Source organism: Bacteroides salyersiae WAL 10018 = DSM 18765 = JCM 12988, from assembly GCF_000381365.1.
Classification (GTDB): domain Bacteria; phylum Bacteroidota; class Bacteroidia; order Bacteroidales; family Bacteroidaceae; genus Bacteroides; species Bacteroides salyersiae.
In genome coordinates this window covers 476,569-488,754 of record NZ_KB905466.1, presented here as the reverse complement: position 1 = coordinate 488,754, position 12,186 = coordinate 476,569, and the positions used below count along the sequence as shown (strand labels likewise).

At 43.9% G+C, this 12,186-nt stretch carries 9 protein-coding genes and 1 pseudogene; 8 read left to right on the top strand and 2 right to left on the bottom strand.

Translation table 11 applies throughout. From position 1 onward, the window contains the following. The first annotated feature begins 300 nt into the window (after positions 1 to 300). The 4 genes from HMPREF1532_RS01900 to HMPREF1532_RS01885 all read left to right on the top strand — a co-directional run bounded on the left by HMPREF1532_RS01900 (position 301) and on the right by HMPREF1532_RS01885 (position 7,261). The gene (locus HMPREF1532_RS01900; protein WP_005924064.1) at positions 301 to 1,605 is read left to right on the top strand and encodes an MFS transporter; all 1,305 of its coding nucleotides are present in this window, start codon (positions 301 to 303) and stop codon (positions 1,603 to 1,605) included. A 27-nt stretch (positions 1,606 to 1,632) separates the two neighbouring features. Further along, positions 1,633 to 2,604 (top strand): glycoside hydrolase family 130 protein, encoded by a 972-nt coding sequence (locus HMPREF1532_RS01895; protein ID WP_005924061.1) that lies wholly within the window; start codon positions 1,633 to 1,635, stop codon positions 2,602 to 2,604. Between the two features lie 162 nt (positions 2,605 to 2,766). Then, a complete protein-coding gene (locus tag HMPREF1532_RS01890) occupies positions 2,767 to 5,016 on the top strand; it encodes a GH92 family glycosyl hydrolase (protein ID WP_005924060.1) in 2,250 nt (749 codons plus the stop codon). A gap of 175 nt (positions 5,017 to 5,191) precedes the next feature. Next, the gene (locus tag HMPREF1532_RS01885) at positions 5,192 to 7,261 is read left to right on the top strand and encodes a glycoside hydrolase family 20 protein (RefSeq protein WP_005924059.1); all 2,070 of its coding nucleotides are present in this window, start codon (positions 5,192 to 5,194) and stop codon (positions 7,259 to 7,261) included. A gap of 87 nt (positions 7,262 to 7,348) precedes the next feature. Here HMPREF1532_RS01885 and HMPREF1532_RS01880 read toward each other — a convergent pair whose 3' ends face one another. Further along, complete coding sequence (locus HMPREF1532_RS01880) at positions 7,349 to 7,825, bottom strand: Dps family protein (RefSeq protein WP_005924056.1); 477 nt, start codon at positions 7,823 to 7,825, stop codon at positions 7,349 to 7,351. A 135-nt stretch (positions 7,826 to 7,960) separates the two neighbouring features. Between HMPREF1532_RS01880 and HMPREF1532_RS01875 the strand changes: the two genes are divergently transcribed. Continuing rightward, complete coding sequence (locus tag HMPREF1532_RS01875; protein ID WP_005924054.1) at positions 7,961 to 8,887, top strand: hydrogen peroxide-inducible genes activator; 927 nt, start codon at positions 7,961 to 7,963, stop codon at positions 8,885 to 8,887. A 16-nt stretch (positions 8,888 to 8,903) separates the two neighbouring features. Beyond that, positions 8,904 to 9,053, top strand: a pseudogene (locus tag HMPREF1532_RS21670) (aquaporin); the annotation flags it as partial. A gap of 130 nt (positions 9,054 to 9,183) precedes the next feature. Here the strand turns inward: HMPREF1532_RS21670 and HMPREF1532_RS01870 are convergent. Next, entirely contained in the window at positions 9,184 to 9,942 is a 759-nt protein-coding gene (locus HMPREF1532_RS01870; protein WP_005924052.1) for a NigD1/NigD2 family lipoprotein, read from the bottom strand. A gap of 218 nt (positions 9,943 to 10,160) precedes the next feature. Here HMPREF1532_RS01870 and HMPREF1532_RS01865 point away from each other — a divergent pair, with 218 nt between their 5' ends. After that, positions 10,161 to 10,712 (top strand): RNA polymerase sigma factor, encoded by a 552-nt coding sequence (locus HMPREF1532_RS01865; protein ID WP_005924050.1) that lies wholly within the window; start codon positions 10,161 to 10,163, stop codon positions 10,710 to 10,712. A gap of 11 nt (positions 10,713 to 10,723) precedes the next feature. Next, positions 10,724 to 11,974 (top strand): outer membrane beta-barrel protein, encoded by a 1,251-nt coding sequence (locus HMPREF1532_RS01860; protein WP_025819259.1) that lies wholly within the window; start codon positions 10,724 to 10,726, stop codon positions 11,972 to 11,974. Positions 11,975 to 12,186 lie beyond the last annotated feature (212 nt).

Sequence of the window (12,186 nt, the reverse complement as noted above, 5' to 3'; positions counted from 1 at the left end):
ATTTTGTTCTTATTCTGGTTTTGCCGGTGCAAATATAGTGGTGGAACTGGGGAGGGAAATGCAGTATTGTTCATAAGATGGTCAAGGATGTTTTTTATGACTGATGTTATTTGCTTTTTGATAGTCTTTTTTCTATATTGACGGTTTTATCCGAACGGAATTTTGAGAGTGATTTTAGAGATGAAAAGCAAATGAAATACTTTTTAATAAAAAAGTGACGTGTGCCGGTTAGTATTTTATCGGCTTCGGTTGTATTATATATAAATGTATTAAAATCGTTAACCGATAAAACACTTATTAATGAATAGAAAAGCCTTTTACCCTGTTTCATGGGTTCCTACTGTTTATTTTGCGATGGGGCTGCCTTTTGTTGTATTGAATATGGTTTCCGTCCTGATGTTTAAAGGACTTGATATTTCCGATGCACAAATTGCTCTTTGGACTTCGTTGATTATGTTGCCTTGGACCCTGAAATTTCTTTGGAGTCCGTTTTTGGAAATGTTTAAAACTAAAAAGTTCTTCGTTGTCTTCACGCAGATTGTTTCAGGAGTCGGTTTCGGGCTTGTTGCTTTGTCATTACAGCTTCCTCATTTCTTTGCCTGCTCCATTGCGTTATTGGCGGTGATCGCTTTTAGCGGAGCTACTCATGACATTGCAACGGATGGGGTTTATATGACAGAACTGAGTAAGTCCGATCAGGCTAAGTACATCGGTTGGCAAGGTGCTTTTTACAATATAGCCAAGATTGTGGCTTCCGGTGGATTGGTATATCTGGCAGGATGGCTGGTTAAACGGTTTGGAGGAGTTGAAGGAGCTTCCGGTGAAGTGGTGTATGAAGCGAATGTTCATGCCTGGATGATCGTAATGTTTGTGATGGCGATCGTAATGATATCATTGGGGCTTTATCACACACGAATGCTCCCTTCCGGCGGTGCTGCAACTTCCGAGGCTACTTCGTTTAAGGAAACATTCGACAAACTGGTGGAAGTCATTCTTGATTTCTTCAAGAAAAAACATATTTGGTATTATATCGCCTTTATTATTCTTTATCGTTTTGCCGAAGGCTTTGTGATGAAGATCGTGCCGTTGTTTCTGAAAGCGGGTAGAGAGATTGGCGGATTAGGATTGAGTGAACAGGAGATCGGTATCTATTATGGCACTTATGGCGCAGCAGCTTTTGTGTTGGGTTCTTTATTGGCCGGTTATTACATTTCGCATCGGGGATTGAAAAAAACGTTGTTTTCTCTTTGCTGTACTTTCAATCTACCTTTTATTGCTTATACATTATTGGCTATTTACCAACCTACAAGCGGTATGTTGATAGGCGGTGCCATTGTCCTCGAATATTTCGGATATGGATTCGGTTTTGTAGGACTTACGCTGTTTATGATGCAGCAGGTGGCTCCCGGAAAACATCAAATGGCGCATTATGCCTTTGCTTCCGGCATCATGAATTTGGGAGTAATGCTTCCGGGAATGGTCAGTGGATTTGTCAGCGATTGGCTGGGATATCGCGACTTCTTCATCTTTATTTTGTTTGCCACTATTCCGGCTTTCCTGATTACTTATTTTGTGCCGTTTACTTATCCGGATACTAAAAAATAAACATTAATATATTAATATAAAAAGATTATGAACGAGAGATTTAATATGCCATGGGAAGAACGCCCTGCCGGTTGTACGGATGTGATGTGGCGTTATTCAAAGAACCCCGTTATCGGACGTTATCATATTCCTTCATCAAATAGTATTTTTAATAGTGCAGTTGTACCGTTTGGAGATGGTTTTGCTGGAGTATTTCGTTGCGATAACAAAGCGGTACAGATGAATATTTTTGCCGGTTTCAGCAAGGACGGTATCCATTGGGATATCAATCACGAACCTATCCGGTTCAAGGCAGGCAATACAGAGATGATCGAGTCGGAATATAAATACGATCCGCGTGTCACATGGATTGAAGACCGTTACTGGATTACTTGGTGTAACGGTTATCATGGACCGACAATCGGTATTGCCTATACGTTTGATTTTAAAGAGTTCTTCCAGTGTGAGAATGCCTTTTTACCGTTCAACCGTAACGGTGTGCTTTTCCCACAGAAAATAAATGGTAAATACGCGATGCTGAGTCGTCCGAGTGATAATGGACATACACCGTTCGGTGATATCTATATCAGTTATAGCCCGGATATGAAGTATTGGGGAGAACATCGTAGTGTTATGAAAGTAACTCCGTTCCCGGAAAGTGCATGGCAATGTACGAAAATAGGTGCAGGGTCGGTTCCTTTCCTCACGGAAGAAGGATGGCTGATGTTCTATCATGGAGTAATAACTACTTGTAACGGTTTCCGTTATTCTATGGGTGCTGCCATTTTAGACAGGGATAATCCAGACAAAGTATTATATCGTACGCGTGAATATCTGCTTGCACCGGCTGCTCCTTATGAATTGCAGGGAGACGTTCCTAATGTCGTGTTCCCATGTGCCGCTTTGCAGGACGGCGAAAGAGTGGCGGTATATTATGGCGCAGCAGATACTGTAGTCGGAATGGCTTTCGGTTATATTGCTGACATTATAGAATTTATCAAGAAAACAAATATTGTTTAATCATTCGGATTCAACGACCTATAATTTAGAATAAGAGAGAAATAGATAGAGAGAGTTTTTATTTGGTTAGACGATTTTATAATTTATGGTGAAAGGTATAGAGAAGATAAAGAGAGAGTTTTTTACCGTAAATTATAAATCGTCTAATCGTAATTCTGATTTATGAAGCGACTTTTATTAACTTACACATTAGCTCTCTTTCTGCTTCCGGTAAAAGCCGGAAGCGGAGAGAAGCTTTCTCCTGCCGATTATGTCAATCCTTTTATAGGTACTACCAACTTTGGTACTACAAATCCCGGAGCGGTTTGTCCCAATGGTATGATGTCTGTCGTACCTTTCAACGTGATGGGGTCGGCCGATAATAGATATGATAAAGATGCCCGTTGGTGGTCTACTCCTTATGAGTATCATAACTGCTTTTTTACCGGTTATTCTCATGTAAATTTGAGTGGGGTAGGGTGTCCGGAATTGGGCTCTCTTTTATTGATGCCTACTACGGGAGAATTGAATGTCGATTATAAGGAATATGGAAGCCGTTACAAAGATGAGCAGGCATCACCGGGGTATTATACCAACTATCTGACTAAATATGATGTGAAAACCGAGGTGACCGCCACTCCCCGTACAGGTGTCACTCGTTTTACATTTCCTAAGGGTAAAAGCCACATCCTGTTGAATTTGGGTGAAGGACTCACCAATGAATCCGGTGCTATGCTTCGTCGGGTAAATGCACAGGAGATAGAGGGAGTGAAGTTATTGGGTACTTTTTGCTATAATCCGCAAGCTGTATTCCCTATTTACTTTGTGATGCGCGTCAACAAGGTCCCACAGCAAACCGGGTATTGGAAGAAGCAACGGTCTATGACCGGTGTGGAGGCGGAGTGGGATCCGGATAACGGTAAGTATAAGCTTTATACCAAATATGGAAAAGAAATAGCCGGAGATGATATCGGAGCGTTTTTTTCATTCGATACCGCAGAGGGCGAACAGATCGAAGTGGAATTGGGTGTCTCTTTTGTGAGTATAGAAAATGCCCGTCTCAATCTGAATAAAGAACAGGAAGGCAAGAATTTTGAACAGGTACATGCCGAAGCGCGTGAACGTTGGAACGATGATCTGTCTCGTATTCTTGTTGAGGGAGGGACGCAAGAGCAGAAGACCGTTTTCTATACGGCCATGTATCATCTGCTGATTCATCCCAATGTATTGCAGGATGTAAACGGAGAGTATCCGGCAATGGAGAGTGATAAGATATTGACGACCCAAGGTAACCGTTATACGGTCTTCTCGCTGTGGGATACTTATCGTAATGTACATCAATTACTGACATTGGTATATCCGGAGCGCCAGATAGAGATGGTACGTACGATGCTCGATATGTATCGTGAACACGGATGGTTGCCCAAGTGGGAATTGTATGGCCGGGAGACGCTGACTATGGAGGGCGATCCCAGTATTCCCGTTATAGTGGATACCTGGATGAAGGGATTGCGGGATTTTGATATTAATCTTGCTTATGAAGCGATGTATAAATCGGCAACGCTTCCCGGTGCGGAAAATTTAATGCGTCCGGATAATGATGATTATATGTCTAAAGGTTATGTACCTTTACGCGAACAATATGACAACTCGGTATCTCATGCGTTGGAGTATTACATTGCCGATTTCGCCCTTTCCCGCTTAGCCGATGCTTTAGGGAAGAAAGAAGATGCCAAGTTGTTCTATAATCGCTCGTTGGGATATAAACACTATTATAGCAAAGAGTTCGGCACATTCCGCCCGATACTTCCCGATGGTACTTTCTATTCTCCTTTCAGCCCGAAACAGGGTGAGAACTTCGAACCCAGTCCCGGTTTCCACGAAGGAAACGCATGGAATTACACATACTATGTACCTCATGATGTATATGGATTAGCCCGCTTAATGGGAGGCAAGAAATCTTTTGTCAATAAATTACAGATGATATTTGACGAAGGGCTTTATGATCCGGCGAACGAACCCGATATCGCTTATCCTTACCTGTTTTCTTATTTTAAGGGAGAGGAATGGCGTACTCAAAAAGAAACGCAACGTTTGTTGGCTAAATATTTCACTACGCAGCCGGATGGTATTCCGGGTAATGATGATACAGGAACAATGTCTACTTGGGCTATTTTTAATATGATGGGATTCTATCCGGATTGTCCGGGATTGCCGGAGTATACGTTGACAACTCCCGTCTTTGATGAAGTAATAATTCGTCTTGATCCTAAATGGTACAAGGAAAAAGAACTCGTGATTGAGTCTACCCGTCAGAAACCTGACGCCTTGTATATTGATAATGTAAAAATTGGTGGCAAAAAGCTCAATCGATTCCGTATCACTCATGATGAGCTGGTACATGGAGGACGATTGGAGTTTTCTATTAGGTAATAGTTTTCGCTATTAGTCTATGTGAAGGTAAAAAGAGAGGGGCTGTCCGGACATTGTTTGTTAGGACAGCCTCATTTTTATTTAGTAGTTTTGTTCACTTGATTGTATTATAGATAAGCGGAGCCCGTTTCAACTGCGCCCGGTATTGTCAAATCAATCTCTTATATTTAATATTATGAGAAAAGGAATTATTTCGTGTTTGTTGTTTATTAGTTTCTGGTTGGCCGGATGCCAGCAGAGAAAAGAGGTCGAGGTGCAGATTATACCTCAGCCCCAGTCATCAGAACTTTCTTCCGGAACATACGGATTGCCCCGGCAAGCTGTATTTAGCACTAATTTGCCGGAAGAAGATAAGAAAGAATTTACCGAATATCTTCAGGCATCTCCGTTTGCATTACAGCCGGAAGCAGAGGGTACCCAGAAGAGTGTGGTTAGCTTTACGATAATAGCTCCCGTTTCCGATCAGGAATCGATGGAGAGCTATCAATTATCTATCACCGGAAAAGGAATTTCTGTTGTTGCTCCATCGGCTGCCGGATTATTTTATGGCTTTCAGAGCCTGTTGCAGTTAGCGGAACAAGAGGCTGACGGAACGTTTTCTTTCCCTTTGATCGAGATAAAAGATTCCCCCCGTTTTTCATACAGAGGTTTACATCTGGATGTTTCGCGTCATTTCCGTACCAAAGAATTTCTCAAGAAACAACTCGATGCCATGGCGCGCTATAAGCTGAATCGCTTTCATTGGCATCTGACAGACGGTGCGGGTTGGCGATTGGAAATCAAACGTTATCCGGAACTGACGGAGCAGGCAGCCTATCGCCCTTATCCCAATTGGAAAGCCTGGTGGAAAGGCGGGCGCAAGTATTGTACGAAGGATGCCCCCGGTGCAGACGGTGGATATTATACTCAGGAAGATGCACGGGAAATTGTGGAGTATGCCCGGCAACGTCATATCACGGTTATTCCGGAAATAGAGATGCCGGGGCATTCGGAAGAAGTGCTGGCTGTGTTTCCTCATTTGTCTTGCTCCGGAAAACCGTATGTTAATTCTGAAGTTTGTATCGGCAATGAAGATACCTTTACTTTTCTGCAGAATGTATTGTTGGAAGTGATGGAGATATTTCCTTCGGAATATATTCATATCGGCGGAGATGAAGCCAATATGGATAGTTGGAGGAAGTGTCCTTTGTGTCAGAAGAGGATGAAGCAGGAAGGACTGGCGGATGTGAAGGAGTTGCAGAGCTATCTCATTCATCGGATGGAGAAATTTTTGAATGAGCACGGCCGGCAGTTGTTGGGATGGGATGAAATACTTGAAGGCGGCTTGGCACCGCGTGCCACTGTGATGTCATGGCGTGGTGAAGAAGGCGGAATTAAAGCAGCCAAAGCAGGGCATGACGTGATCATGACACCGGGCGGATTTTGTTATCTGGATTCTTACCAGGATGCTCCGACGACTCAGCCCGAAGCGATCGGCGGATACCTGACTTTGGAGAAAGTATATTCTTATGATCCGATTCCGGAAGTTTTGACGAAAGAGGGAGCAGATTATATACAAGGTGTGCAGGCAAATGTTTGGGCAGAGTATATAACAACTGCCGAGCATATGGAGTATATGGTTTATCCTCGTCTGCTGGCTCTGGCAGAAGTGGCCTGGACACAACCGGATAAGAAAAACTGGGAACATTTCCATCGTTGCGCATTGAAAGAGGTAAAATGGTTGCAGGATAACGGCTATCATCCTTTCGATTTGAGTAAGGAGGTGGGAGAACGTCCGGAGGCGGCTATTCCTGTTGAACATTTAGGATTAATGAAAACGGTAAAATATACCAGCCCTTATGCGCCGCAGTATACGGCCGGAGGAGATACTGCTTTGGTTGACGGGCTTCGTGGCGGATGGACGTACGGTGATAAACGCTGGCAGGGTTTCCTCAATACGGATATGGATATTACGGTCGATTTGGGTGAGATGAAAGAAATCTCTTCCATTGCTGCCGAATTTATGCAATTGTCCGGTCCTTATGTATGGCTTCCACGTGAAGTGATTATTTCTATTTCGGAAGACGGAAATACATTTACCGAACAGGCTCGCCTTCATACCGATGTGCCGACTACGGAAGACCGGTTGGTATTCCGGACCTACGAATGGGACGGTAAAGCTTCGGCCCGCTATGTCCGTTATCAAGCTTTATCTAATGGAATAGAAGGTGGCTGGCTTTTCACGGATGAGATCGTAATAAAATAGATATGAAATCATTCTGATGTTGTAAAAAAGAAAAGAGACACAATAACCGTAAATTGTGTCTCTTTTGATTTAATATGCCATGAGGGCTTACTTGTTGCTGTAAGCTGTCAGCATCCAAACCATTTTCTCTTGTTCTTTCAGATAATCGCTCATCAATGCTACTGTTACTTCATCGCCGGCCTGTGATGCAATGGAGAGAAGTTTGCGCTCTTCACCGATCAGGTGGCTGTATGTTTCGAGGATATTTTCCAGAGCTTTCTCACCGTTACTTACGCGGTCTACTTCATTGATGTTAGCCATTTTCAGATAATCGCTGAATTTGTTGGCCGGAGTGCCGCCCAGCATCAGGATACGTTCTGCTATTTCGTCTACTTTCTCGGCTGCGTCGTTATACAAATCTTCAAATTTGCTGTGCAGTACGAAGAAGTCATGTCCCTTAATGTTCCAGTGGAAACCACGCAGGTTGGTGTAATATATCTGGAAATCTGCCAGTAATTGTTGCAAAGATGCTACTACGTTGTTCACTCCCGATTCGTTCAGTTTGATATAATCTAATGTTTTCATAACTTTTTTTATTTTAATTGGTTTATACTATTTTTCTTTTTCGTATTGCAAAGATAGGGGGAAAATGTATGCGTGTCAAACTGATAATTTCTATCTTTGCATAGACAGAATCTATAACCCGTAAAACTTTGATAGATGACGATACAACAATTGGAGTATATACTTGCCGTAGATCAGTTCAGGCATTTTGCCCGTGCTGCGGAATATTGCCGGGTAACTCAACCTACTTTGAGCGCAATGATTCAGAAACTGGAAGAAGAACTTGGAGTGAAGCTATTCGACCGTACCATGCAACCGGTGTGTCCTACACGGATAGGAGAGAAGGTGATTGCGCAGGCACGTACCATATTGACACAGGCTTCGCAGGTGAAGGATATTATCAATGAGGAGCAGGGGACGCTTACCGGCACTTTCCATCTGGGGGTGTTGCCAACCATCGCACCTTATCTGTTGCCACGTTTTTTCCCGCAGATGATGGAGAAATATCCCGGGCTGGATATCCGTGTGACAGAAATGAAGACACAGGATATTCGCCAGGCTTTACATACAGGAGATATCGATGCTGCTATTCTGGCAAGTGTGTTAGAGGATGCGGCTTTGTCCGAGGAGATCCTTTTTTATGAACAGTTTTATGGATATGTTTCCCGAAAGGAACCTTTGTTCGGGCGAGAGGTAGTCCGTACTTCCGACATTACCGGTGAGAGGTTATGGTTGCTTGATGAAGGACATTGTTTTCGCGACCAGTTGGTTCGTTTTTGCCAGATGGAAGCCGTGAAGCTCCATCAGATGGCTTATCGTTTGGGAAGTATGGAGACATTTATGCGGATGGTGGAAAGCGGGAAAGGAATTACATTTATCCCGGAGCTGGCCGTGTATCAGCTTTCCGAATCGCAGAAAGAGTTGGTGCGTCCGTTTGCTATTCCTCGTCCCACCCGGCCTATTGTGCTGACAACCAATAAGGATTTTATACGTGTCAGCCTGCTTGCTGTGCTTAAGGAAGAGATACGGACTGCTGTGCCTAAGGAGATGCTTACTTTGCAGGCTGTACAATGCTTGGTTTAGTGAAGACCGGTCGGTGGGTGCCTCTGTCAATCCGGCACGTAGTATTGGTCCGGCTTTGTTTGAGGGCGGTGTGGCGTTGTCTCAGTTATGGTTGTTTATCGTGGCTCCGTTTGTCGGTGCTGCATTAAGTGCCGGAATCTGGAAAATACTTTCTTCTGATAAGTAATAAATGCCTGTTTGATTTGTGAGGAGAAGGCAGAAAGGTTCTTTTTCATAGACTTCGAACCTGTGCTTATAAAAAGGCGGCTGTTTCCGGTTTTGGGAAACAGCCGCTTCATCATTTTATTATATCAGAATTAATAGTTCGTTCCAGTCGTGTAACTCATCGGTTTGAGTTGATTAGCAGTAGGTATTTGGCTGCTTTTCGATTGTTTTTCAAGGTCTATTTTCTTGTATATCACATTATCATAAATCGTATTTACACGTATCTTCAAGCCTTTGGCGGTTTTCATCTCCTCCGCTATTTTATCCAGTTTAAAGGATACGATGCCGTCACCTATTCTTCCTTCGTCGTCGTCATATGCATTGTGGCGGAATTCGAGGTTGATGTACCCCTCCTCATCTATGAGATCTTTGTCCGTATCATATACCAGGTTCAGCATATGCTTTTTGTTGGGATTGCTTGTTCCGCGATATTGGAACTCCATTGTCAGATAGCCTTGTGCAATCCAATGGTAAGTCATATTGATACGGTTGTCTCCGATGCTGTCGGCTGTTTCGGCTGTCAGCGGGATAATGTCTTTGGTCAGGATGGAATCCATTCTCACTACTTGAATATTATAATCATATCCGGGGACTTGTTCTTCAAACTGATGGAACCATACGAACACCCGTTTTCCGTCTACAATCGGATAATTACGGATAGCGGAGTCATCGCCCGGATACATCTTTCTGCCACTGTCCAGACCGAAATAATAATCATCCGTGTCATCAATTTGTCTGAGAGTGGCAATTGTGAAATCGGAATAAACGGCATCATCGTCGTCCAGACAAGACTGGAGGAAGGGAACGAGAGCCAAGATCACGGTTACTGCAAATAAATTCAATTTCTTCATAAGTTCGTTTTGGTTTTGGAATATTACACTTAAATTGTAAAGGCTTTCATTTGCCCGGTGCACCTCCCTGTGTGGGAAGCATCCGTATGGAAAATGCAGGAAAGAAAAGAATATTGCACGGAATATTGTTAAAGAAACAAAAGTGGGAAAAGTGTTGTTCTCTATATGCAGTATTTCTATCTTTGCTGCATTTATAAGATAAACACGTGTTTAAGAGAATGGAAGAACAAGAGCTGACAGAGCTATGCAGGCAAGGCGACAACCGTGCCCGCAAGGAACTTTATGAGCAGTATGCCGGACGGATGCTCGGTATCTGTCTCCGATATGCCGGAGACAGAGAGACCGCCCAGGATCTGCTACACGACGGCTTCCTGAAGATTTTCGGTTCGTTCGATAAATTCACCTGGCGTGGTGAAGGTTCTCTTAGGGCATGGATGGAACGTGTGATGGTGAATGTGGCACTGCAATATCTGCGCAAAAATGATGTGATGAGCCAGTCGATGGCACTGGAAGATGCTCCTGAAACATACGAAGAACCGGATGCTTCGGAGGTGGAGGCCATTCCACAGCAGGTCTTGATGCATTTTGTAGAAGAGTTGCCTGCCGGTTATCGTACCGTATTCAACTTATACACGTTTGAAGATAAGTCGCATAAAGAGATTGCCCAATTGCTGGGTATCAACGAAAAGTCCTCGGCTTCGCAATTGTTTCGTGCCAAAACCGTGCTGGCCAGGAAAGTGAAAGAATGGTTAATGATGAATGACAGATGAAGGATGAGAAGATGAAAGATAGAGAGATGTGGATGGACAAGCTGAAAGAGAAGTTGGAAAACTACTCTGAGCCGATACCTCCTTTCGGTTGGGAACAACTGGAGAAGGAGCTGGTGCCGCCTGTCAAAAAAAGAATACTGTATCCTTATCGCAGATGGGGAGCAGCAGCGGCCGCAGTGTTACTGGTGGTGGCTTCTTCTTTGAGTATTTATTTTCTGAATACTCCTACGGCCGATGAAATACGTCATACGGTTGCTCCGGTATTGGCCTCCGATCCCGATCTGTTGCCACCGGCACACGATCCCGACATGCAAGTGGCAAAGGTGGAACCTGTGCAGCCACGTCCGGTAATTGCCCAAGCGGGGAAAGTGACGGAGAGACAGGGAATCGAACCCTCGGTACCTGCCGAAACTGTTACCTGTCCGGTGGAAGAAGAGGTAAACCCGATACCGGAAGCAGAAGCGAAAGAGACTCTTCCGGATGAAACGAAAGAGACGAAAGAAGAATCAGGTACAGTCGTGCGTCCTCATCAACGTTCGGGGCAAGATAAATTGCATATTCCGGCAGAGAAACCCAAAGCAAAGAAAGGGCGTTGGTCTGTGGGAGCGGCTGTCGGGAATGGTGGCGGTACCTCTTTCTCCGGTAACGGGACAGTAGAACCTCTGCACAGTTCGTTTTCCGACCAACGGTTGAACTTGGCACCTACTGCCGGGAATGAGATTATTCAGATTCCCAATAATCAGGTGGTGGTATTTAAAGAAGGGGTGCCTTACTTAAAACGGACGGATGAAATAGTAGATATCAAACATCATCAGCCGGTTTCTTTCGGGCTGTCGGTGCGTAAAGGACTTGCGAAAGGTTTCTCCGTGGAAACAGGTGTGACATATACTTTGCTTTCTTCCGATGTACAGACGGTGGTTAGCGATGCCCGGATTGATCAGAAGCTGCATTATATCGGTATTCCTGTTCGTGCCAACTGGAATTTCTTTGATAAAGATCGTTTCACATTGTACGTAGCTGCCGGCGGAATGGTAGAAAAGTGCGTATATGGCAAGTTAGGAAATGACAAGTTGACGGTAAATCCGTTGCAATTCTCGGTTTCCGGTGCGGTGGGTGCGCAGTTTAATGCAACGAAGCATATCGGTGTCTATGTAGAGCCCGGAGTTGCTTATTTCTTTGACGATGGTTCCGATGTGCAGACGATTCGTAAAGATACTCCTTTCAATTTCAATCTTCAGGCGGGGATTCGCTTTACTTATTGATAAATCTGTCAAGAGCGGATTTATGTATTATTAACTCGGATAGTTGTTTTTTCAGGAGAAAGTGTGTGGCATTGCCCCATAGCAACACTTGTACCGCGACAAATAATGAAAGGCATCGTGACGTTACTTGTTATTCATCGTAACGTTGCTTGTTATTCATCGTGACATGCCGTGTTATTTTATGAAAGTATCGTGCTCGGATAGTGAAAATA

Bases quoted from the DNA above. Each gene is read 5' to 3' on its own strand.
- HMPREF1532_RS01900 (WP_005924064.1), top strand. From the start codon at position 301: ATGAATAGAAAAGCCTTTTACCCTGTTTCATGGGTTCCTACTGTTTAT.
- HMPREF1532_RS01895 (WP_005924061.1), top strand. From the start codon at position 1,633: ATGAACGAGAGATTTAATATGCCATGGGAAGAACGCCCTGCCGGTTGT.
- HMPREF1532_RS01890 (WP_005924060.1), top strand. From the start codon at position 2,767: ATGAAGCGACTTTTATTAACTTACACATTAGCTCTCTTTCTGCTTCCG.
- HMPREF1532_RS01885 (WP_005924059.1), top strand. From the start codon at position 5,192: ATGAGAAAAGGAATTATTTCGTGTTTGTTGTTTATTAGTTTCTGGTTG.
- HMPREF1532_RS01880 (WP_005924056.1), bottom strand. From the start codon at position 7,825: ATGAAAACATTAGATTATATCAAACTGAACGAATCGGGAGTGAACAAC.
- HMPREF1532_RS01875 (WP_005924054.1), top strand. From the start codon at position 7,961: ATGACGATACAACAATTGGAGTATATACTTGCCGTAGATCAGTTCAGG.
- HMPREF1532_RS01870 (WP_005924052.1), bottom strand. From the start codon at position 9,942: ATGAAGAAATTGAATTTATTTGCAGTAACCGTGATCTTGGCTCTCGTT.
- HMPREF1532_RS01865 (WP_005924050.1), top strand. From the start codon at position 10,161: ATGGAAGAACAAGAGCTGACAGAGCTATGCAGGCAAGGCGACAACCGT.
- HMPREF1532_RS01860 (WP_025819259.1), top strand. From the start codon at position 10,724: ATGAAAGATAGAGAGATGTGGATGGACAAGCTGAAAGAGAAGTTGGAA.